The organism is Arthrobacter sp. MDT2-34-1 (assembly GCF_059091365.1).
In genome coordinates this window covers 543,763-563,566 of sequence record NZ_JBNHGO010000002.1, presented here as the reverse complement: position 1 = coordinate 563,566, position 19,804 = coordinate 543,763, and the positions used below count along the sequence as shown (strand labels likewise).

20 protein-coding genes are annotated in these 19,804 nt (G+C 68.0%); 9 read left to right on the top strand and 11 right to left on the bottom strand.

The window, feature by feature from the left end:
• Nucleotides 1–418 precede the first annotated feature (418 nt).
• On the top strand, nucleotides 419–1,444 hold the full coding sequence (locus AC5RVV_RS13000) for a GmrSD restriction endonuclease domain-containing protein (RefSeq protein WP_494001798.1): 1,026 nt from the start codon (nucleotides 419–421) through the stop codon (nucleotides 1,442–1,444).
• A gap of 78 nt (nucleotides 1,445–1,522) precedes the next feature.
• On the opposite strand, the gene AC5RVV_RS12995 is transcribed toward AC5RVV_RS13000, so the two are convergent.
• A complete protein-coding gene (locus AC5RVV_RS12995) occupies nucleotides 1,523–3,127 on the bottom strand; it encodes a phospholipase D family protein (protein WP_494001797.1) in 1,605 nt (534 codons plus the stop codon).
• Nucleotides 3,128–3,261: 134 nt separating this feature from the next.
• On the bottom strand, nucleotides 3,262–3,711 hold the full coding sequence (locus AC5RVV_RS12990; protein ID WP_494001796.1) for a MarR family winged helix-turn-helix transcriptional regulator: 450 nt from the start codon (nucleotides 3,709–3,711) through the stop codon (nucleotides 3,262–3,264).
• 178 nt (nucleotides 3,712–3,889) lie between these two features.
• On the opposite strand from AC5RVV_RS12990, the gene AC5RVV_RS12985 reads away from it, so the two are divergent.
• Nucleotides 3,890–4,375, top strand: coding sequence for a general stress protein (locus tag AC5RVV_RS12985; protein ID WP_494001795.1), 486 nt, complete (start codon nucleotides 3,890–3,892; stop codon nucleotides 4,373–4,375).
• Nucleotides 4,376–4,500: 125 nt separating this feature from the next.
• Here AC5RVV_RS12985 and AC5RVV_RS12980 read toward each other — a convergent pair whose 3' ends face one another.
• A complete protein-coding gene (locus AC5RVV_RS12980; RefSeq protein ID WP_494001794.1) occupies nucleotides 4,501–5,103 on the bottom strand; it encodes an NADPH-dependent FMN reductase in 603 nt (200 codons plus the stop codon).
• Nucleotides 5,104–5,410: 307 nt separating this feature from the next.
• On the opposite strand from AC5RVV_RS12980, the gene AC5RVV_RS12975 reads away from it, so the two are divergent.
• Both AC5RVV_RS12975 and AC5RVV_RS12970 read left to right on the top strand, forming a co-directional pair.
• A complete protein-coding gene (locus AC5RVV_RS12975) occupies nucleotides 5,411–5,929 on the top strand; it encodes a hemerythrin domain-containing protein (RefSeq protein WP_494001793.1) in 519 nt (172 codons plus the stop codon).
• Between the two features lie 56 nt (nucleotides 5,930–5,985).
• Entirely contained in the window at nucleotides 5,986–6,150 is a 165-nt protein-coding gene (locus AC5RVV_RS12970) for a hypothetical protein (RefSeq protein WP_494001792.1), read from the top strand.
• A gap of 75 nt (nucleotides 6,151–6,225) precedes the next feature.
• Here the strand turns inward: AC5RVV_RS12970 and AC5RVV_RS12965 are convergent, their stop codons facing one another.
• The 5 genes from AC5RVV_RS12965 to AC5RVV_RS12945 form a co-directional block, all read right to left on the bottom strand.
• Complete coding sequence (locus AC5RVV_RS12965; RefSeq protein ID WP_494001791.1) at nucleotides 6,226–7,491, bottom strand: CAP domain-containing protein; 1,266 nt, start codon at nucleotides 7,489–7,491, stop codon at nucleotides 6,226–6,228.
• A 203-nt stretch (nucleotides 7,492–7,694) separates the two neighbouring features.
• The gene (locus AC5RVV_RS12960) at nucleotides 7,695–8,732 is read right to left on the bottom strand and encodes an LLM class flavin-dependent oxidoreductase (protein WP_494001790.1); all 1,038 of its coding nucleotides are present in this window, start codon (nucleotides 8,730–8,732) and stop codon (nucleotides 7,695–7,697) included.
• An 84-nt stretch (nucleotides 8,733–8,816) separates the two neighbouring features.
• Nucleotides 8,817–10,235, bottom strand: coding sequence for a lipase maturation factor family protein (locus AC5RVV_RS12955; protein WP_494001789.1), 1,419 nt, complete (start codon nucleotides 10,233–10,235; stop codon nucleotides 8,817–8,819).
• A 150-nt stretch (nucleotides 10,236–10,385) separates the two neighbouring features.
• Nucleotides 10,386–10,487 carry an MFS transporter small subunit gene (locus AC5RVV_RS12950; protein WP_493968694.1) on the bottom strand — a complete coding sequence of 34 codons (102 nt, stop codon included), beginning with the start codon at nucleotides 10,485–10,487 and terminating at the stop codon, nucleotides 10,386–10,388.
• Nucleotide 10,488: 1 nt separating this feature from the next.
• Nucleotides 10,489–11,889, bottom strand: a complete 1,401-nt coding sequence (locus AC5RVV_RS12945; protein WP_494001788.1) for an OFA family MFS transporter — start codon at nucleotides 11,887–11,889, stop codon at nucleotides 10,489–10,491.
• 151 nt (nucleotides 11,890–12,040) lie between these two features.
• On the opposite strand from AC5RVV_RS12945, the gene AC5RVV_RS12940 reads away from it, so the two are divergent.
• Together AC5RVV_RS12940 and AC5RVV_RS12935 are read left to right on the top strand one after the other, a co-directional pair.
• On the top strand, nucleotides 12,041–13,570 hold the full coding sequence (locus tag AC5RVV_RS12940; protein WP_494001787.1) for a sialidase family protein: 1,530 nt from the start codon (nucleotides 12,041–12,043) through the stop codon (nucleotides 13,568–13,570).
• A 138-nt stretch (nucleotides 13,571–13,708) separates the two neighbouring features.
• Entirely contained in the window at nucleotides 13,709–15,337 is a 1,629-nt protein-coding gene (locus AC5RVV_RS12935; protein WP_494001786.1) for a threonine/serine exporter family protein, read from the top strand.
• 128 nt (nucleotides 15,338–15,465) lie between these two features.
• Here the strand turns inward: AC5RVV_RS12935 and AC5RVV_RS12930 are convergent, their stop codons facing one another.
• Together AC5RVV_RS12930 and AC5RVV_RS12925 are read right to left on the bottom strand one after the other, a co-directional pair.
• A complete protein-coding gene (locus AC5RVV_RS12930) occupies nucleotides 15,466–16,353 on the bottom strand; it encodes a siderophore-interacting protein (protein WP_494001785.1) in 888 nt (295 codons plus the stop codon).
• A gap of 307 nt (nucleotides 16,354–16,660) precedes the next feature.
• Complete coding sequence (locus AC5RVV_RS12925) at nucleotides 16,661–17,416, bottom strand: uracil-DNA glycosylase (protein ID WP_494001784.1); 756 nt, start codon at nucleotides 17,414–17,416, stop codon at nucleotides 16,661–16,663.
• Between the two features lie 163 nt (nucleotides 17,417–17,579).
• Between AC5RVV_RS12925 and AC5RVV_RS12920 the strand changes: the two genes are divergently transcribed.
• The 3 genes from AC5RVV_RS12920 to AC5RVV_RS12910 all read left to right on the top strand — a co-directional run bounded on the left by AC5RVV_RS12920 (nucleotide 17,580) and on the right by AC5RVV_RS12910 (nucleotide 18,977).
• Nucleotides 17,580–17,888: a DUF3263 domain-containing protein gene (locus tag AC5RVV_RS12920; protein ID WP_127515197.1), complete on the top strand. Its 309-nt coding sequence runs from the start codon at nucleotides 17,580–17,582 to the stop codon at nucleotides 17,886–17,888.
• Nucleotides 17,889–17,948: 60 nt separating this feature from the next.
• Nucleotides 17,949–18,584, top strand: a complete 636-nt coding sequence (locus AC5RVV_RS12915; protein WP_494001783.1) for a LytR C-terminal domain-containing protein — start codon at nucleotides 17,949–17,951, stop codon at nucleotides 18,582–18,584.
• A 186-nt stretch (nucleotides 18,585–18,770) separates the two neighbouring features.
• On the top strand, nucleotides 18,771–18,977 hold the full coding sequence (locus AC5RVV_RS12910; protein WP_127515201.1) for a cold-shock protein: 207 nt from the start codon (nucleotides 18,771–18,773) through the stop codon (nucleotides 18,975–18,977).
• Between the two features lie 96 nt (nucleotides 18,978–19,073).
• Here the strand turns inward: AC5RVV_RS12910 and AC5RVV_RS12905 are convergent, their stop codons facing one another.
• Nucleotides 19,074–19,607 carry a TM2 domain-containing protein gene (locus AC5RVV_RS12905; RefSeq protein WP_494001782.1) on the bottom strand — a complete coding sequence of 178 codons (534 nt, stop codon included), beginning with the start codon at nucleotides 19,605–19,607 and terminating at the stop codon, nucleotides 19,074–19,076.
• Nucleotides 19,608–19,804: the final 197 nt, after the last annotated feature.

Here is a 19,804-nt window from a genome sequence, read left to right as displayed (position 1 = left end):
TGGCAGCTGCCCGCCGGGCCAGGAAGAAGGTAGTCCCGGAAGGGGCCGGGAATCCTCTCCTGCCAGCGCCGGCGGGTGTCGGTGGAGTAACCGCGGCGACAGTGCGGCTGCGGCCCGCCCGGCGGCTGACCCGGCCGAGGTTCCGTCGCGGCCCAGGACGTCACACCAGGGGACCGCGATAAACGGGAGCATGGAACCGGCGGGTTGAAGCAGCTTCCATGGTGCTCACGGTTGTTTGGCCCTGCCCGCTCCGGAGCCTCTGAACCGCGGAACCGATCCTTGTCTGCGGCTTGTTCCCCACCGCGAAGACTATTGATCGATCAGTGATTTCCCTCCGCTCTGCTCCGCCTTCATATGCCTGCCGCTACGGCGTGTCCATCCGGGCGCGATGAGGCGTCTGCCGTAGACATGAATGGACATGGAGAAGAAGAAACCCCTCGCACTTGCCTGCTTGGCGCTGGCCGTCCTGCTGTCCGGCTGCACCTCGCCCGCCGAAGCGGACCAGCCCCTGGTCGCCCCCACCATCGAGGTGACCGACAGCCCCGAACCGACCCGGGTTCCCGAAACCCCGGAACCGACCGAGAAGACGGAGGAGCCCAAGGCCCCGCCGGCGCAGGAACCGGAGGAGGAGCCTGCCGGCGCCGGCACCGCCCTGAAACAACTGGATAGCATCGCGATCAAGGGCCGCGCCCCAAAGACCGGATACTCGCGCGACCAGTTCGGTGACGGCTGGCTGGATCCGGACCGTAACGGCTGCGACGCGCGCAATGACATCCTTCAGCGCGATCTGGACTACACGGTTCTCAAGGCCGGCGGCTGTGTGGTCACCTCAGGGGTGCTGACCGATCCCTTCACCGCCACGACCATCGACTTCGTCCGCGGCAACAAGACCAGCACCGCCGTCCAGATCGACCACGTTGTCGCCCTCTCGGACGCCTGGCAGAAGGGTGCCCAGCAGCTGGCCAAGAACCAGCGCGAAGTCTTCGCCAACGACCCGCTGAATCTGCTGGCGGTGGACGGACCCACCAACGGCTCCAAGTCCGACGGCGACGCTGCGACCTGGCTGCCGCCGAACAAGGCGTTCCGCTGCGAGTACGTGGCCCGGCAGACCGCCGTCAAAGCCAAGTACGGACTCTGGATGACCCAGGCCGAGCACGACGCCATCAAAAACATCCTCTCCACGTCCTGCCCGGACCAACCGGTCCCGGCCGACGGGGGAGTGGACGTGCCCGTGGCAGCCGCGCCGGCGGCACCCAAGCCCGCTCCTGCGCCAAAGCAACAGCCTGCACCGGCGCCTGTCCAGGAGGCGCCAGCCGGCGGGAACGTGTTCTACAAGAACTGCACCGCCGTGAAGGAAGCCGGCGCGGCCCCGATCCGGGCCGGCGACCCCGGCTGGGACACCAAATTCGACCGCGACGGCGACGGCGTCGGCTGCGAGGGCTGACGAGAGCTAACGAGCGCGGTTGAATCGCCCGAGACATGGTTTCCACGAGGGGCCGGCGCCGCAGCGGTGGCATGACGGTCAGTAACGGCGCCGCAGTCTCATCCGGAGGGGGCGGCCGTCCGGGTCGAAGAGGAGCCGGTAGGCCGGGGCTGCCAACCGGCGCTGCCAAGGGGATCCCTCCGCCGGGCTATGGGAGCGCAGCCGTCCTTGCGGCCGCGGCAGTAAACGACCTGCACGATGCCAGGCATCGAGCTCGTCGGCGCTTGAGCGGACGGCGCGTACAGCCTCGCGGGGATCGAGGAGGTCAGCATTATCGCCGGGGACGCGTCCCAGATGTTCGCAGAGTAGCCGCAGGCGCAGGTCACGGGCGAACGGGCGGGCACCGTCACCGAGTTTTGCCGGGTCTGCCGGTGGCCTCGGGTCGCGCTGTTCGTCGAGCACGGCGGCCGTGAGTTCGGAATCGTGGCTCCAGGATCGCCGGTTCAGGTTGGCGCTGCCCACGGCGGCCCAGACGTCGTCGACCACGCAGACTTTCGAGTGGACGTAGATTGGCCAGCCCTGCCCGTTTTCGATGTCCAGCATCAGCAGCCGGTCGCCTCCGGCGTCGTGCACCATGCGCCAGGACAAACCCTGACCGAACAGCGCCGGTGGAACCTTGAGCCTGCCCTCCTGGTCCGGGAAGCGGGGGCAGACTGCGATGACATGGAGGCCGGGATTGCGGCGCAGGGCTTCCGCGAAGACCCGGCCGACGTCGGCTGACCACAGATACTGGTCCTCCACGTAGACCAACTGTCGTGCTCGCCGCAGCGCCTTCGCGTAATCGCGGGCCACGCTGCGCTCGCCGCCGGGTGCGAACGGGTAGCCCGGAGAGCGTTTGGGGTAGGTGCGCAGTAACTGCACGTCGCAGTCACCCGCGGCAGGCGGTGCCGGCCGCGGGGGAGGCAAGGGGGAGGCCTGCTGCAGGAGGCCGCGGACCATGTCTGGCAGCCGGTGCCAGGGCAAGCGTGCCATTGGTGCGGGGTCGTCCCAGCGCTCGCGAAACACCTTCTCCACCTCAAGGACGACCGGTCCGCGCAGCAGCAGCTGCACGTCGTGCCATGCCGGAGTCGGTCCGTAGGCGCGGGCAAACCTGCGGGGCTGCGGGTCCCCTCGATGGGTCTCGTCGTCGCCGCGGGACCGGGCCAGATCCATCCCGCCCACGAAGGCGACGTCGGTGGAAGGATGGGCCGCGCGCCGGATGACCACGAACTTCTGGTGGTGACTGCCGAATCTGCGAACGCGGTGGTCGAGCAGCATCTCGGCGCCCGAGGCGTTGATGGCGGCGGCCAACTCCCGGTTCTGTCCCAGCGTGCCCACTATCCAGGAGGGATGGGATCGCCACAGGAGCCCCTTGACCGTGGCTCCGCGCCGCGCGCTGCGGCTCAGCGCTTCCGCCACGGTCAGGCCGTCGGTGAGCAGCTCGTCGGCGTCCATCCGCCACCCGGCAAGCAGGACCAGGTCCCCCGGCCCCGTGGCATGCAGCTCAGCGGCCAGGAGCGGGAAATACTCCCGGCCGTGCACAAGCACGCGCACCTCGTTGCAGGCCGTCCATGGGAGCAGCTGTGTAGCGTCGTTGCCCCGCTCGGCCCCCGACAACAGCCAGTGTTCGAGAGAAGAGCCGGTCGCTTCTCCCGCCAGCCTCATCTCAGCATCATGCCCGCCCGCCCCGGCACCGGCAATGCACAGCCCCCCGGACCGGGTCCGGGATGCCACACCGAGCTCGGCCTAGCAGCTGCAATGACTTGCGACAGGTGCTTTCAGCGGGAGTGCTTCCCGGGTCATTCCCGGGTGGACTCGGGCAAGGAAGCCCGGGGTGAGCCGTACTGGAAAAGCCGGGGCGTGGCTGCGGAAAGTTCTTTGGCAAAGCGGACCAGCATTGCGCCGAGGATTTCCCGGTCTTCAGGTGACCACGTGGAAAGGATTTCGTCGAAGGCCGCGGCGCCGGCCTGGCCGATTTGCCTTTGCAGTTCGATTCCCCTGGCTGATGTGCCAAGAAGGGTGGCGCGGCGATCCGCGGGGTCAGGTTGGCGATCCATCAGTCCTCTGCCTTCAAGCCGGCGGACTTGCGGGTTCATGGTCGATTTATTCACTCCCCACTGTGCGGCCAGGTCCGAAAGGCGCATTGGGCCGTTCCCGGTGAGGTATTCCAGCAGCGCCGTATCGGTTGGCGAGAGGTCAGCGGCTGCCGGGCCGAAGACGAAGTCTCGGATTTTTTCCTGCTGGCCCACTGGAGCATCAGGGCAAAGCCGTGCGGACCTGCACTCTATGTCGGCCTGTCGCCGTCGCCCGCTTGCGTCGCTGTATCGGTCAGGGGGAAGCCTATCCAGAAAGATTCGGTTCGGCTAACCTAACTAAATTTGCTAAGCTTGATGCGTCCACAAAGACAACACCATTGGAGGTAGGAACATGACCACCACATCATTCCAGCATCAGTCGACTGTTTCCGGTCCGGCGGCTCCGGGAACCTCAGCCGTGCTCGCCGAGTTCAAGGACTACCTGCAGGCGCAGCGCCTGGTGGACCGCCTCTCGGATGAGAAGTTCCCGGTGGAGCACGTGCGCATTGTCGGCCTCGGCATCAGCAGCGTGGAGCAGGTTACGGGCCGGATGACCAAGGGCAAGGCCGCGCTGGCCGGAGCTGCGGGCGGCGCCTGGTTCGGCCTGCTCATCGGACTTCTGTTCGGGCTCTTTGTCCCCGGTATTGTCTGGCTGAGCGTGCTGCTGGGAAGCGTGGTCATCGCAGCAGTATGGGGGGCCGCTTTCGGTTTCATCGGGCATTGGAGCACCGGGGGACGCCGGGACTTCAAGTCGGTCAAGTCCCTCGAAGCCGAGCGCTACGCCGTCATGGTCGACGCCGACTACTTCGCCACGGCGGCTGCCATCGCCAACCGGTAGCCTGCCCGAGGGGGCGGGCGTCCCCTCCGGTGGACCGCGGGAGAGCCCCGGGAGCGGTTCACCCTCGTCGGGCCCACCTCTGACCCGTGGCTAGCTGAACGACCGCATCCACCACCGTTGTGGCGTCACTTGCGGGATTCGGGGTCCTCGTCTCCAATGTGTCCGGCGGCGTTCGCGTCAAGGACACGCTGGACGAAGGCGGAGTACTCCTCCATGTAGTGGCGCAGGAAGGCCTGCGTGGACTCGTCCCTGACCTCGCCGTCGTCGCCGTAGATGTCCGGCTTGAAGCTGATGTAGGCCTCGGGGGCGTTGAGCTGCGGGGCGTCCAGGAAGCTGAGAACGCTGCGCATGCTCGACTGCATGACGGCGGTGCCGATGCCTCCCGGGGAAGCGCCGATGATGCCGGTGGGCTTGCGGGCGAAGGAGTTGGTCCCCCACGGGCGGGACCCCCAGTCAATGGCGTTCTTCAAGGCTCCGGGGATGGACCGGTTGTATTCGGGTGAGATGAAAAGGATGCCGTCGGAGGCCTCCACCGCTTCCTTCAGTGCCCGGCCCTCGGCGGGGTAGTCGGCGTCGTAATCCGAGTTGTAGAGGGGGAGGTCCCGGATGGGGATCTCGTTGAACTCCATACCCTCCGGGGCAAGCTTAATCAGCGCCTTCGAAAGGGTCCGGTTGATGGAGCCGCTGGCCAGGCTCCCGACAAAATATCCGATCCGATAGTTGGGCATGACGGTTTTCCTTCCAGTCAGCCGGCCGGAGCCGGCATTCATCCTGAGGCCCGGACGTGACCCGGCCCGGCGATTGTCAGGCCACTCCCGTACTAGCACGACGTGCCGCACGCCGCCAGAGCAGCGGACGGAGCGGCACTACGATCGGCAGGATCCTCCGCGTTTCCCGGCGTAGCCCGGATGATGGGCAGCCTCGGGCGCCGGGCGGCTGGGGCGGCCTGACCCTCGACAGCCCGCCTGCCCGCGTCGACAATGGACAGACCCGGTCCGCCTGCAGGCGGCCCCACCTCGACCCGAGGAGCATGCGGTGACCGACAGCAGCGTCGAGGCAGAGAACGCGGCCGCGGCCGCCGTCGTTAGCCACCACCGTGAGATGCTGGCCCGGCTGCAGGCGACGACGGCGGAGCTCACCCGTGCCCTCGACACCGGAGATGAAGACACCGTCTACAACGCGCACGGCATACTGCTGGAGTGGGGCGAACGGGAGATGTTGCCACACGCCGAGTTGGAAGAAGCCCAACTGTACGGGCCGGCCGGGGCGACCGGGGAAGCCCGGCTCCTGGTGGAGTCGCTGCTGGCCGACCATACCGCGCTGGCCTCGCTGCTGGACGAACTCCGGGGCGCCGAAGGAATGGAGACGGCCACGGTGGCCGCCTCGATGTGCAGCGTGTTCGCACTGCACATCGAGAAGGAGAACAGGCTGCTGGTGCCTTTCATTGCACGGACTCCGGATCTGTCCTTGTCCTCGGCGGTGGAGGGCCTGGTGGAACTCGTCGGCGGCACGCACGTGCACGCGCCGGACGAGAACAAGCGCGCCCACGGGTGAGGGCCTGCAGGCGGCTGAGGAGCCAACACGTAAGCGACGGTGAGGGGAGCAATGCTGTGAGCGAAGACCGCCCGGAACTGGATCCGGACATCCCGCAGAACGAAGACGGCATCGTCATCGAACCCGGATCGGAGATCGACCGGGACCTCGAAGAAAACCTGCCGGCGGACAAGGACGGCGCCGGGTCGGAAGGGGAGCAGCTCCTGGGCGGGGAAGAGTAGCCCGGGCCGCCCCGGCGCTCGCAGATCAGGAGCGCGGCTGGACGCCGCTGGCCCTCGCCCCTCGGGCGCTCGGCGTCAGCTGCCGATGATCAGGGTTTGCCAGCCGCCGACGCCGATGACGGCCCGCGAGCCAAGCTTGTTGATCAGCACCGGGTAGTGGTACAGATTGCCGCGGGAGTCGCGGGCCAGTACGCCTTGCTTTCCGTCGCCCAGATGGTCCCGGATCAGGGACAGATGCGTCATCGCGTTCCAGCCCGAGGAGCCGATGATCCGTCTGGTCTCGGAAATGAACTTGCCGGCGCCGTTGGACCGGTACAGCTTGAGCTGGCCCTGGGGTGTCTTGGCGACGACGTCCATCTTGGCGTCGCCGTCGATGTCGGCCGTGAAGATCGGCAGGGACTTCCAGCCGGTGCCCAGCAGCGTGCGGCTGCCGTGATTGAGTCCGGCCGGGTTCGGATAGTAGTAGAGCCGGCCGGTGTCGGTGTTGCGGGCCAGCAGCGCAGGGTAGGGGTCGGCCTGTTTCCACGCGGTAACGGTGACGTCGTAGTTTCCCCACCCGCTGGATCCGATGGTGGCGGCACTTTCCAGTCCGCCGTCCGGCTTGCCGAAGTGAGCCGTCAGTTTGCCGGACTTCCAGCGCACCACCACATCGAGCACGCCGTCGGCGTTCCAGTCGGCCACCTGAACCTGTGACACTCCCTTGAACCCGCTCGCTACAAGCCGGCGCTTGTAAAGGTCGTGGCCCTTGGCCGAGTCGTAGGCGTAGAGGTTCCCCGCGGAGTCGATGGCCGCGACGTCGCCGTGCTGGAAGCTGGCGCGCACCATGCCCGGATGCGGGGGCAGCGTTGCCCGGGTGGTTGCGTAGCCGGCCATGTTCGCCACCGCCACGTACATCCCGTACCAGTCCTTGTGCGTGGTCTTCATATACCCCACGCCGATGTCCGTGGCGTTGGGGCTGAGCAGGCCGGCGCGGTGCGCGGGGGAGTTCATCCACCAGTCCACCACCTCGCGGGCGGAGTTGTTGATGGCGATGTTCTCGGTGTACCAGTCGAAACCGCGCGGGATTTCGTTGCTGCCGTAGCCCGGGCGATGGATCTTGTTCATGTCCAACGTGTTCTTGTTGATCCGCGCGTTCAGCTCCTCGGACCACTGCTGGGCAACATTGCCTACGTTCTGGTTCCAGACCACGGGCGAGAGGCCGTTCTGCGCGCGGTAAAGGTTGGTCAGCCGCAGCACCTCGGCGACGAACGGATCCTGCGCGTTCCTGGTGACCGCCGAGGCCGGGGCCACCCCCGCGAAAGCGAGGGCGAACAGCAGGATGATGGCAATAAAAGGTTTCACAAGAACGCGCACATCATTCAGGGTACGGGTTGAACGATAAAACCACGATGGTGAGACCCCTGGCGGACGTCCCCGCGCGCAAAGAAATGACGCCCGCCCGAAAAATCACTACCAAGGCGAGCGGGACGGCGGCGGGAGGCTTCCCCGCGAAGCCTCCCGCCGCCGTCGAACGCTGACGCGCGCCAGCCCCGCCCGTTCGGCGACTACTCCGCCAGCTGCTCCCGCACCAGCGGCGCCACCTTGGTGCCGTAGAGCTCGATGGAGTTCATCAGCTTCCCGTGCGGGAGGGTGCCCAGGCTGTACTTCATGTCCCAGCGGGACAGGCCCAGGCCCTTGGCGACCTTCACGATCTTGGTGGCCACGGTCTCCGGGGAGCCGACGAACAGGGCGCCGTCCGGGCCCGCCTCGGCCTCGAACTGGCCGCGGGTCATCCGGCTCCAGCCGCGCTCGCGGCCGATCCGCTCCTGCATGTCCGCATACGGCAGCCACATCTCCTCGCGGGCCTGCTCGTCCGTGTCCGCGATGTAGCCTGGGGAGTGCGCTCCGACGGGCAGCGCCGGCTTTTCGAACTGGTCCAGCGCACGCTGGTAGAGCTCGGTGAAGGGGGCGAAGTTCATCGGTGCCCCGCCGATGATGGCCAGCATCAGCGGCAGGCCGTAGTGGGCCGCGCGGACCACCGACTGCGGGGTGCCGCCGACCGCGATCCAGGTTTTCAGGCTGCCGGAGGCCGTGGGCGGGTAAACCCGCTTGTTGTCCAGCCGCGGCCGGGTGCGGCCGGCCCAGGTGACGGGCTCTTCCTTGAGCAGTTCGGTGAAGAGGTGGAGCTTCTCGTCGAAGAGGACGTCGTAGTCGGCCAGGTCCAGGCCGAACAGTGGGAAGGACTCCGTGAACGAGCCGCGGCCCAGGATGACTTCGGCGCGGCCGTTCGAGGCGGCGTCCAGGGTGGAGAAGCGCTGGAACACCCGGACCGGGTCGTCGGAGCTGAGCACGGTCACGGCCGAGCCCAGGCGGATGCGGCTGGTCTGGCCGGCGATCGCGGCCAGCACCACATCGGGGGCGGACACCGCGAAGTCCTCGCGGTGGTGCTCGCCGATGCCGATGAAGTCCAGGCCGACCTCGTCGGCCAACTTCGCTTCGGCGATCACGTTCCGAATGACCTCATCGTGCGGCAGGAGCTTGCCGTCGGCTCCGGTGGTGACGTCCCCGAAGGTGTCCAGCCCGAGTTCGATTGTCTGTGCCACGCGGTGGCCGCCTTTCATCATTAAGGTATATATGCATATGCATATGCATGGTGTCTACTGGCGGCAACCGCGGGCCGGCCCGGGTTATTCCGCGGCGCGCGGGCGGGAGAGCGGGGGGACCAGCTGGCCGGACTCCCGGCGGATCCACCATTGGCCGGTGCTTCGTTTTTCTGCCCACGTGGAAAACCGGTAGTGGTAGAGCGTCGCGCGCACGTAGAGCGGCCGTACGCCGTCGAATGGATCGTGCCTGAGCAGCTTCAGCGTGGCCTCGTCCGCTTCCAGCAGCCGCACCAGCAGCGGGATGAACCAGTTTTCGCCGCGGGAGCCCAGCGCCAGGAACCACATCAGCCAGTCGAGCCTCAAGTGGTAGGGCGCGTACTGCCGCGGCATCCGCTGCGGGTCTCCGGGCTTGCCCCTGAACCCGTACTCGCGCCAGTGGACGCCGTCGGCGGACCCTTCCACGGCCACTTCGTAACGCTCCCGCGTGATGGAGCCGAAGGCGCCGTAGGCATTGGCCAGGTGCCAGCTGTTGAAACTGGCGTTCATCAGCTGATGCCGGCTGAACAGGTTCTTCAACGGCCAATAGCTCAGGTACACCAGCAGGGCGCACACCGCGAGCACCACAACGGTGAACCACACCGGTTCCTGCCGGTACTCCGGCGTGAAGTCACCCACCGGCAGGATGGCCTGCACCGCGTCGTCGGACACCGCCGCGAAGGCGAGCAGGATGGTCAGGGTGTTCAGCCAGGCGAAGTTGCCCGACGCCACCAGCCACAGCTGCGTGACGATCACGACCGCGGCCGCCATGCTGCCCACCGGCTGCGGGAAAAACAGGAAGAACGGCACCACCAGCTGGGCAAAGTGGTTGCCGGCCACCTCCACCTTGTGCAGCGGTTTGGGCAGGTGGTGGAAAAACCAGCTGGCCGGATTGGGCATCGGCTGGGTCTCATGGTGGTAGTACAGGGCGGTCAGGTCCCGCCAGACCGGGTCGCCGCGCATCTTGATCATGCCGGCGCCGAACTCCAGCCGGAACACCAGCCAGATGAACAGCCACAGCACCGGGGCCGGCGGCGCCACCCGGTCCGAGCCCAGGAAGGCGGCAAGGAAGCCGGCCTCGAGCAGCAGCGTCTCCCAGCCGAAGCCGTAGAACGTCTGGCCCACGTTCACGATGGACATGTACAGGAACCACAGGGCCAGGAACGCGATCATCGGCAGCCACGGCGGCCCCAGCTGCGGCAGCCCGGCCACCACCAGGGCTGCGATGACGACGCCGGCCCAGGCCACCGCCCGCAGCCGGCGGTCCGTGTATCCCCAGCGGAAGAGGGTGAAGCCGCGCGGGGTTCTTCGCTCCAGCAACCGGGGCACGGGCAGCAGCCCGTGTTCGCCCAGCAGGGCCGGGAACTGGGCCAGAGCCGAGGCGAAGGCGATCAGGAACACCGCGGCGATGCCCCGCTGCAGCACCTGCCGCGCCAACTCGAACCCCTCGGCACTGAACCATTCCATGGCATGTCCAACGCTACGACCGGCCGGTCCGCTGTCAAGCAACAGGCCCGGCTCGAAGGAGCCGGGCCTGCCGGGGGTTGAGCTTCACCAGGTGGGCCGGCGAAGCGGTGATGCGGGGGAGGTGCGTAGTGGGGTAGGTGCGCAGTTGGGTCAGCCGAAGAGCGCGGAGACCTTCAGCAGCGTCTGGCTGACGCCGTAGAGCAGCGGCACGCCGACCAGCACCCAACCGAGGGCTACTTGGGCTTTCTTCATCTCAGGCCTCCTTTCCGGCCATCGCGGCTTCGCCGGCATCCCTGGCCGGTGCCTCGTGGTACTTGCTGTCCACCGGCTTGACCATCAGGTTGGCAATGAAGCCGATGACCAGCAGGGCCACCATGGTGAGCAGGGCCGGCTGGTAGGCCTGCGCCGTCAGCTCGCCCGGCTTGCCCTGGGCATCCAGGAAGGCGTTGACGATCAACGGCCCGGCGATGCCGGCGGCGGACCAGGCCGTGAGCAGGCGGCCGTGGATGGCGCCCACCTGGAAGGTGCCGAACAGGTCGCGCAGGTAGGCCGGCACGGTGGCGAAGCCGCCGCCGTAGAAGCTGATGATGACGGCCGCCAGCAGCACGTACAGCCCGGTGGAGGTGTAGCCGAACAGGGCGAGCACCACGTACAAGGCGGCGCCCACGCCCAGGTACAGCATGTAGTTGTTTTTGCGGCCCAGGTAGTCGGAGGTGGTGGACCAGACAAACCGGCCGCCCATGTTCGCGATCGAGAGCAGCCCCACGAATCCGGCCGCAACGCCCGCGGACACCAGCGAAACGCCGTCGGGCTGGCGGAAGAAGTCCTGGATCATCGGGGAGGCCTGCTCCAGGATGCCGATGCCTGCCGTGACATTGCAGAACAGGGCGACCCAGACCAGCCAGAACTGGCGGGTCTTGATGGCATTCTTCGCCGAGACGTTCGCCGTGGTGACCAGGGCCTTGGCCTTGACCTTCGAGGCGTCGAAGCCTTCGGGCTTCCAGCCGTCCGCCGGCACCTTGATCGTGAAGGCACCGAACAGCATGTAGGCCAGGTACACCACGGCCAGGGTCAGGAACAGCTTGCCGACGGCGTCGCCGCTGGCGACCCAGCCCGGGGTCCCGTCGAAACTGGGGTCGTAGAACTGCAGCAGTGCGGTGGAGACCGGGCTGGCGATCAGCGCGCCGCCGCCAAAGCCCATGATCGCCATGCCGGTGGCCAGGCCGGGGCGGTCCGGGAACCACTTGATCAGGGTTGATACGGGGGAGATGTAGCCGATGCCCAGGCCGATGCCGCCGATCACGCCGTAGCCCAGGTAGACCAGCCAGAGTTGTTCGGTGAAGATGCCCATCGAGCCGACCAGGAAGCCGGAGCTCCAGAACACCGCGGAGGTGAACATCGCCATGCGCGGACCGTTGCGGTCCACCCAGGTGCCCATGACGGCGGCGGAGAGCCCGAGCATCACCATGGCGATGGAGAAGATGATGCCGATCTCGGTCAGGCTGACGTCGAAGTGGGCGACCAGGGCGTTCTTGTACACACTGGTCGCGTAGGCCTGGCCGATACACAAATGCACGGCCAGCGCCGCCGGCGGAATCAGCCAGCGGTTAAAGCCCGGAGGGGCGATCGTATGCGATCGGTCCAACCAACTCATCGTCGGGCGTCCTTTCAGGAGAGGGGTGCGAGCAGAACTGCAACGTGTGCTTCAGTTCACATAGTGGCCGATGGTTGGGCCAGGCAACCGGATTGATCCGGCGTGTCGTCCGGCACTGCCCTCGGGGCGCCGCGGCCGGTACGGTGGAGGAATGGAACAGGTCCTCGCCGTTCGGGGCGTGGAGGGCTACCGGCAGTACCGGGCTCCGGCGCTCGCCGTGACCCCGGCGGGCAGCGCCGTCGTCGCCTATGCAGGGATGGGAAGGCAGGGCCGGTCGCCTGCGACCGGCGACCTGCTGCTGCGCCGCAGTTTCGACGGCGGCGCGACCTGGGAACCGCAGCAGGTGGCGTGGGCGGACACGTCCGGACACGCGGCGGGCCGGCCGGGACTGTTTTCCGACGCCGCAACCGGGCGGATTTTCCTGGCCTTCGTCGCGGCGGCCGGAGGCGGCGAAGCGGGGCCGGACCCGGCGGCCACGGCACGGCGCTTCGAACTGCTGTCTTCCGACGACGACGGCGCCACCTGGCAGCACCGGTCGGTCGCCCCGCGGCCTGCCTCGGACGCGATCACGCGGCTCGCCGCTGCCGGGCCGGGCACCGGCGTGCACGCCGGCCGATACGCCGGGCGGTTGCTGGTGCTGTTCGCGGTGATGGCCGAGGGCGCGGGCGCGGGGGCCGCCTCCTGCTACAGCGACGACCACGGGGACACCTGGACCTTGGGAAAGCCGCTGCCGGCGCAGGACTCCGGCCCGGCCGCGGAGGACGGCGGGGGTGCCGCCGTCTGCCTGACCGACGGCCGGGTACTGCTGCATACCTGGGCTGCTCCCCGGCGGTTGGCCGCGGTCTCTGACGACGGCGGGCACAGCTACGGGCCGCTGCAGCCGGTCGACGAACTGTCCGATCCCGGGAGCAGCGGCTCCCTGGTCCGCTTCGACGGGCTGCCGGCCGTGGGCGGGCTGGCCGCACCGGCCAGCGACCGCTGGCTGCTGGCCGCCAACTGCCAGGACCCGCTGCTGCCCCGCAACGTGGTACTCAGCCTCTCTCGGGACAACGGGCACTCGTGGCCGCACAAGCTCACCGTTTACGGGAGCGGTGCCAGCGGGCCGGCCGCGGTGCGGCTGCCGGACGGCCGCATCGGGGTGCTGTACCAGCGGCAGGGCGGACGCGAGATCGTCTATGCCACCGCAGATCCGGGGCGGCTGCTGGCGGCCTGGCCGCGCGGGGCCGTCACGGCCCGGGACGACGACGACGCGGCGGGGCCGGGCCCCGTGACCGGGCCGCTGCCGGTGCCCAAGGACTACCCGCTGCGCTTCGACATGGTGCTGGAGGAGGTCCGCAGCCCGGCCGGGGGCGGGCCGGAGCCCGGCCACCGCGCCGGGGATGTGCTGGTCTTTGCCGGGCGGGCAAAGATGCTGGGACCGCAGCACCTGAGGGTGAGCCTGGCCGGCGGGTTCGACAACGCCGCGGATTTTCCGCCCCAGGACCTGGGCCCGGGCGGAGAAGCCAGCTACCTCCATCCTGTCCGCACGGTGACGCGCGCCGACGTCGCGGCCGGAGGCCTGACCGTTTCCTTCTCCTGCACCGCGGTCCCGGCGGACGAACCTTCCGGCGGTGCCCCGGTGGCGAGCCGCACGCGGGAGTTCAGCATCGACGTCGTCAGCGGTGAAATCCGCGAGACGTGACGCGCGCCTCGGCACCATCCCGGCGCCCTCCCGGCGAGGTGTGCAAGGATTTAACCCGGGATCAACGAGCGCCGCCCGGCGGTGGCGGAGACGCAGAACGGAGAGGGATTGCAGGACAAGGACCCAGACCAGGAATCCATGTCACCCATGACTCCGCAGGCGGGAATGCTGCCGATCATCAAGCCGAAAAACATCCCGGCCAACGACGCCGGCCGCGGCTCCGGCACCGGACGCGCCGGTTCGGCCGCTGGGCCCCAGAGCACCCACCCTCCGGTGCCGCGTCCGACGGACCGGCCGGTAGCCAAGCAGGTCAAGCCCGTTCCCAGCGGCACCGCGCCGCTGCCCGCCTCCGCGGCAGCCTCGCGCTCGAACGCGGCGGCCCGCCGGATGCTGCGCAAGCTCGTGCAGGGCGAGGCGCCGCCCACCGCGCCGATGAGCATCGTCGAGAGGCTGGCCGGCAGCCCCTACGCGAACCCGATGATCCAGACGGCCGGGGTCGATGCCTCCGCCCGCATCACGCTGGACTTTGCCCTGGACGTGGCGGAAACCATGTTCCGCTACGGGGCCGGCGCGCTGGAGGTGGAAACCAGCATCATCGCCGTGACCGCGGCCTTCGGGCTCAGCGACATCGACGTGGACATCACCAACCAGTCCGTGGTGATCAACTACGCCAAACCGGACACGATTCCCATTACCGTGATGCGGGTGGTGCGGTCCTGGACCAACAACTACGCCGGCCTGTCCCTGGTGCACGAACTGGTCACCGACATCGTCAACGGCGGGGTGGGGCGCAGCGAGGCGAAGGAACGGCTGCAGGAGATTACCTCGCGCCCCAAGCCCTTCGCCCGGTGGATGGCCATCGCGGCCGGCGGCGTGTTCTCCGGCTTCATCATTGCCTTCCTCGGCGGCAGCGTCTTCGCGGCCCTGGTGGGCGGCATCTCCACCGTGCTGATGGGTTTGGTCGGGCGGAAGCTGAGCAAATGGCGGATGCCGGACTTCTTCATCACCGGCATCGGCGCCTGCCTGGCCACCGTCATGGCGCTGCTGTTCTGGACGCTGCACGTGCCGATGAGCCCGTCGCTGGTGATCGCCGGCGGCATCCTGTTCCTCCTGCCGACCGGTCGGCTGGTCTCCGCCACCCAGGATGCGATCAACGGCTTCCCGGTCACCGCGTCGGGGCGTTATCTCTCGGCCTTCTTTACCTTCGCTGCGATTGCCGCCGGCGTCGCCGTGGGGCTGGTGGGCGGCTCGATGCTCGGCGTCAGCCTGCCCGAAGTCTTTGTGGAGGGCCAAGGCCAGTACCCCTACGTGGTGCGGGCGCTGCTGCTCGTCGTGTCAACCATTGCCCTCAGCATGACCGAGCAGACCAAGCTGAACATGCTGCTGCCCACGGCCGCCGTCGGGCTGGTCGGGCTGTTGATCTACGATCTCGCGGTGTGGGCGGGGATCGGCGACCGGATCGGCCCCGCCGTCGGGGCGGTGGTGATCGGGTTCCTCGGGCGCATCGTGGGCCTGCGGATGGGCTCGCCGCAGCTGGTGGTGGCGGTGCCGGCCGTGCTGTTCCTGCTGCCCGGGCTGTCCGTGTTCCGGTCGATCTTCGAGCTGACCGTCAACTCGGAGGCGCCGTTCAACGGCATCCTGGGGCTGTTCGGTGCGCTGACGGTGATCCTGGCCATCGCCGGCGGTACCGTGCTCGGCGACAACCTGGCCCGGCCGTTCACCAAGGGGCTGGGCTCGAACGAAAACCGGCGGGCCCGGCGCCGCTAAGGACGCAGGATCCACCGGGTGCGGGATGGGTTGCCCTGCACCGGGGGCCGGGGTGGGCGTCGGGGATGGGCGCCCGGTGGGCGCCGTCCGCCGGTGGATCGTTGCAGAAAGCCCCCGGCGATCCCGGCTCAGGCCGGGTAGTTCTCCGGGAAGATCTGGCCCGCCGGCGTGCGCTTCTCCGCCTGGAAGGCGTCTTCGGCCCGGCCGTAGGCCCAGTAACCCGAGATGGAGACCTGGTCGCGGGACAACCCGTGGTCCTTGAACAGGACATCGCGCAGGGACTTCACCTCGTCGCGCTCGCCGTGGACGAATGCATCCACGCGGCCGTCGGGCCAGTCCAGGCCGGCTATGGCGTCGCGCAGCAGGGTAGCGGTCCCGGGCGTTTGGCCGCGCCGGAACAGCCAGTGGATTTCCAGGTTGGCCGGAGCGCCCAGCTCCTGCACGTCCGCCTCGGAATCCACTTCCAGGAAGGCATGGCCGCGCGCGTCCGGAGCCAGTGCCTCAATGGCGGCGGCAACTGCCGGCAGCGCCGCGTCGTCGCCGGCCAAAAGGTACCAGTCGGCGTCGGGATCGGGCCGGTACGCGCCACCGGGGCCGTTGAACATCATCCAGTCGCCCGGCTTGGTCTGCGCGGCCCAGGGTCCGGCGAGGCCTTCGTCGCCGTGGACCACAAAGTCGACCACGACCTCGCGGGTGTCGCGGTCCAGCCGGCGCACGGTGTAGGTGCGGGTGACGGGCAGCTTGTCGGCCGGAAGGGTTTCCTTCAGCTCCGCGACGTTGACCGGGAGTTCCACATCGAGCGCGGGGTCCAGGAAGATGATCTTGATGTACTGGTCGGTGGCGTCCTTGGCGGCAAACCGTTCGGCGAACGAATCGAACGCCTCGCCGCCGGCGTAGACCCGGACCATGTGCTGTGAAATCCACTCGGTGCGCGTCACCTGGAGATTCGTCTGCACCCGCGGCGGCCGAGCGCTCCGTCCCGCACGGGCCGGGGCTGCTGCCGGTTGTGTCTGCATCCTGCACTACTCCTGACGAAGGGAAACTGCTACTGAGGAGAACCTAATCCACCGGTCGGGTAATCCCAATTTGCGGATGTTAAAGGTCACACGCGCGCCCAGGAACGCACGGACCCCCACCGCGAACCCCTTGGCCTCAGCGGTCCGGGCAAGGTCCCGGCTGTCCACGTTTGGCCGAAACTGTCCATGTCTTGGAAACCGTTAAGGCCTTGACCTGCGGCGACGCCGGAGCCGCGCGCAAAACATGGACAAAACGTTCCGGCGTCTGCCAGTCGGCCGTCCACGTCGCCCGGCTGCACGACGCGGCTCAGCGCAGCTCCCAGTGCACCGGTTCGGCGCCCTGGGCGGCCAGCAAGTCGTTAACCCGGCTGAAGGGCCGCGACCCAAAGAATCCGCGGGAGGCCGACAGGGGGCTGGGGTGCACCGTCTCGATCCGCGGCACCTGCTCCAGTACCGGAGCCAACTGCTGGGCTTCGCGGCCCCAGAGCAGTGCCACCAGCGGGCCGCCGCGCTGAGCCAGCGCCCGGACCGCGAGTTCGGTGACCTGCTCCCACCCCTTGTTGCGGTGGGACCCGGCCTTGCCCGCCTCCACAGTCAGCGCGCGGTTGAGCATCAGCACGCCCTGGTCGCTCCAGGCGCTCAGGTCTCCGTGCTGGGGCGGCCGGATGCCCAGATCCATCTGCAGTTCCCGGTAGATGTTGGCCAGGCTGCGCGGCAGCGGACGCACGTGCCGTTCGACGGCGAAGGCCAGTCCGATCGAGTGTCCCGGCGTGGGATAGGGGTCCTGGCCGACGATCAGGACCTTGACCTTGGACAGCGGCCGCTGGAATGCCCGCAACACGTTTGCCGGCGCGGGCAGCAAGGTCTTTCCGGCGGCGCGCTCGCCGTCAAGGTAGGAAGCCAGGTCCCAGAGCAGGGGTTCGGCGGGAGCGAGCACCTCGGCCCATTCGGGATGAATCACGGCGGAGAGCTCCCGGGGGGAGGCAAACGGGTACGGGGCGCCAAGGTCCGCGGCAGGCGGGTGGGCTGGCAGCGGAAAGAGGGCACCGTCGTCGTAGTTCACAGTTCCATCTTTGCGGAAACCACCCGCCGGCCGGCAATCAGGTGGGGCGGCGCTCGCCGGGCCGCAACCGGCCCGGGGCGGTGAATGACACGCCTGTGATTCGCCTTTATCATGGGGGAGGTATTGATTGCTGTCAGCAAGTACTAGGAAGCGCAGGTGTGTTGTGGCGGGTTCGGCCGAGGCCAGTGCCTTTTCACTCGAGGCCGAGGTTGACGACGCCAGCCCGCTGAGCGAACGCGACCAGCGCATGCTGGCCCTGGAGCGGCAGTGGTGGAAGTACGCCGGAGCCAAGGAGCAGGCCATCCGCGAACTGTTCGACATGTCCGCCACGCACTACTACCAGATCCTGAATGCGTTGATCGACACCGAGGATGCGTTGGCGCACGATCCGATGCTGGTGAAGAGATTGCGTAGACTACGTACGTCCCGCCAGCGCGCGCGCACTGCTCGCCGGCTGGGCACCGACGCCTAGATCCGGGACGGCCTGGTAGGCCGGTTTCCGTTTCGCCACCACAAGGATGCACTGAAAGCGATGAGCAAGTACCCCCGGGATGAGTTCGACCAGGTCCCTGAAACTTCAGACCGCCACGGTGTGCACCGCGCACGGATGGCGACGCCGAAGTCCAACGGCCTGGGCCTGATCGTCCTGGCCGCGGTACTGGCGCTGGCAGTTGGCGCCCTGTCGTTCTTCGTGCTTCCGCTGCTGGGAGGCGGAGGATCTTCGACCACGGCCGCCGGCCAGGCCGCCCCCGCTGCCAGCGTTTCGCCCACGCCAACGGCGCAGGAAACCGAAACCGCCGAGCCGGAAGCGACCGCCACCGCGAAGCCGACCGAGGAGGCAACGGAAGAGCCCACCGAGGAGCCGACCGAGGAACCCACGGAAGAGGCCGCGGCGGTCAACAAGCAGGACCCGGTGATGATCCTCAACGGCACCGGCGTGACCGGGCTGGCCGGAACCGTGTCGCAGCGGGTGCAGGCGGACGGCTGGTCGATCGCGGTCGTGGACAACTGGGGCGGTGCCCCGCTCGCCGGCTCGGTGATCTTCTACAACCCGGGCCAGGAAGCCAACGCGCGGGCCCTTGGACAATTACTGGGCATCAGTGCGATGCAGGAAAACGGCAACGTCTCGCAGTACGTCACCGTCGCGCTGGGGCCCGGCTACCAGTAAGGCATTTTCCTCGCGCGCCGTAGCCCCGTTACCCATGCAGGGCGGCCTCCAAGCGGAATTTCGGTTACGCCTCAATAACATTTAGGTGTGCGGTAGCTCACTTCACCCCGCTGCGCGGTTAAGGTGAAACCATCCTGCCGCTGAACCGTACACGGCAGGCTGGAACTACTGAGTATGGAGAACGCTATGGCGCTGGGAACCGTCAAATGGTTCAACGCGGAAAAGGGCTACGGCTTCATCACCGTGGACGAAGAAAATTCCGATGTTTTTGTCCACTGGTCCGCTATTCAAATGGATGGTTACCGTTCCCTCGATGAGGGGCAGCGCGTAGAGTTCCAGATCGGCCAGGGCCAGAAGGGCCCGCAGGCGGAAGAAGTTCGGGTCGCCCCGTAGCAGACCCAGAACGACGACGGCGGCGGAGGCTGGGGTGCCTCCGCCGCCGGTTTCGTCGCGCCGGTTTCTCGCGCCGGTTTCGTCGCGCCGGTCGGGCTACTCCTTGAGCGGGATCCCGCGGGCGTCGCGCTTGAACGGCTCTGCCCCGACCAGGATCATGATGCCCTCGACGAACCCCCAGACGGCGCCGAAACCAAACGTCAGGAACGTGACGACAATCTGCACCACGCCGATGGCGACGTGGCCCAGATAGAACCGGTGGACGCCCAGGCCGCCCAGCAGGATGCCGAGCAGCCCGCCGATCAGCCGGGACTTCTGTTCCGGATAGTAGTAGCCCGGGGGAGCCCCGTAGTACTGCTGCTGCCCGTATGGCTGGCCCGGCTGGCCCGGCTGGCCGGGCTGCGCGTATGGCTGTCCCGGGGCGCCGTACGGTTGCTGGCCGAAGGGCTGCTGGCCCGGGGCCGGCTGCTGTTGCCCCGGAGCCCCGTAACCCGGCTGGCCGGGCTGCGGGTATTGCTGTCCCGTTGCGCCGTACGGCGGCTGTCCGCCGAGCGGCCTCGTCGGGTTGGTGCCCGGTGCCAGCGGCTCGGTGGGGTTGCTGGTGTTCTTCTCGTCCGGTGATTCAGACATGGTTCTCCGACCTGTGCCCGGTGCCGGGCCGATTGTTCGCGTGCGCTGTCTTGCCTGCCAATCTACGCGGGAGGGGCCTGTCGTTTCCATGGGGGTCCACCCTGATTGTTGGCCCGGGGGTGCTCAGGGGGATCTCGGCCGGAGAAGCGCGTCATCCGGCAGGCCCAACAGCTTGCACTCGACACCTGCGAGTGCTA

What these genes read in the sequence shown, in the direction of transcription:
- AC5RVV_RS12905 (WP_494001782.1), bottom strand. Translation starts at nt 19,607, where the DNA reads ATGTCTGAATCACCGGACGAGAAGAACACCAGCAACCCCACCGAGCCG.
- AC5RVV_RS12950 (WP_493968694.1), bottom strand. Translation starts at nt 10,487, where the DNA reads ATGAAGAAAGCCCAAGTAGCCCTCGGTTGGGTGCTGGTCGGCGTGCCG.
- AC5RVV_RS12945 (WP_494001788.1), bottom strand. Translation starts at nt 11,889, where the DNA reads ATGAGTTGGTTGGACCGATCGCATACGATCGCCCCTCCGGGCTTTAAC.
- AC5RVV_RS13000 (WP_494001798.1), top strand. Translation starts at nt 419, where the DNA reads ATGGAGAAGAAGAAACCCCTCGCACTTGCCTGCTTGGCGCTGGCCGTC.
- AC5RVV_RS12915 (WP_494001783.1), top strand. Translation starts at nt 17,949, where the DNA reads ATGAGCAAGTACCCCCGGGATGAGTTCGACCAGGTCCCTGAAACTTCA.
- AC5RVV_RS12980 (WP_494001794.1), bottom strand. Translation starts at nt 5,103, where the DNA reads ATGCCCAACTATCGGATCGGATATTTTGTCGGGAGCCTGGCCAGCGGC.
- AC5RVV_RS12995 (WP_494001797.1), bottom strand. Translation starts at nt 3,127, where the DNA reads ATGAGGCTGGCGGGAGAAGCGACCGGCTCTTCTCTCGAACACTGGCTG.
- AC5RVV_RS12910 (WP_127515201.1), top strand. Translation starts at nt 18,771, where the DNA reads ATGGCGCTGGGAACCGTCAAATGGTTCAACGCGGAAAAGGGCTACGGC.
- AC5RVV_RS12930 (WP_494001785.1), bottom strand. Translation starts at nt 16,353, where the DNA reads ATGCAGACACAACCGGCAGCAGCCCCGGCCCGTGCGGGACGGAGCGCT.
- AC5RVV_RS12985 (WP_494001795.1), top strand. Translation starts at nt 3,890, where the DNA reads ATGACCACCACATCATTCCAGCATCAGTCGACTGTTTCCGGTCCGGCG.
- AC5RVV_RS12935 (WP_494001786.1), top strand. Translation starts at nt 13,709, where the DNA reads ATGTCACCCATGACTCCGCAGGCGGGAATGCTGCCGATCATCAAGCCG.
- AC5RVV_RS12955 (WP_494001789.1), bottom strand. Translation starts at nt 10,235, where the DNA reads ATGGAATGGTTCAGTGCCGAGGGGTTCGAGTTGGCGCGGCAGGTGCTG.
- AC5RVV_RS12940 (WP_494001787.1), top strand. Translation starts at nt 12,041, where the DNA reads ATGGAACAGGTCCTCGCCGTTCGGGGCGTGGAGGGCTACCGGCAGTAC.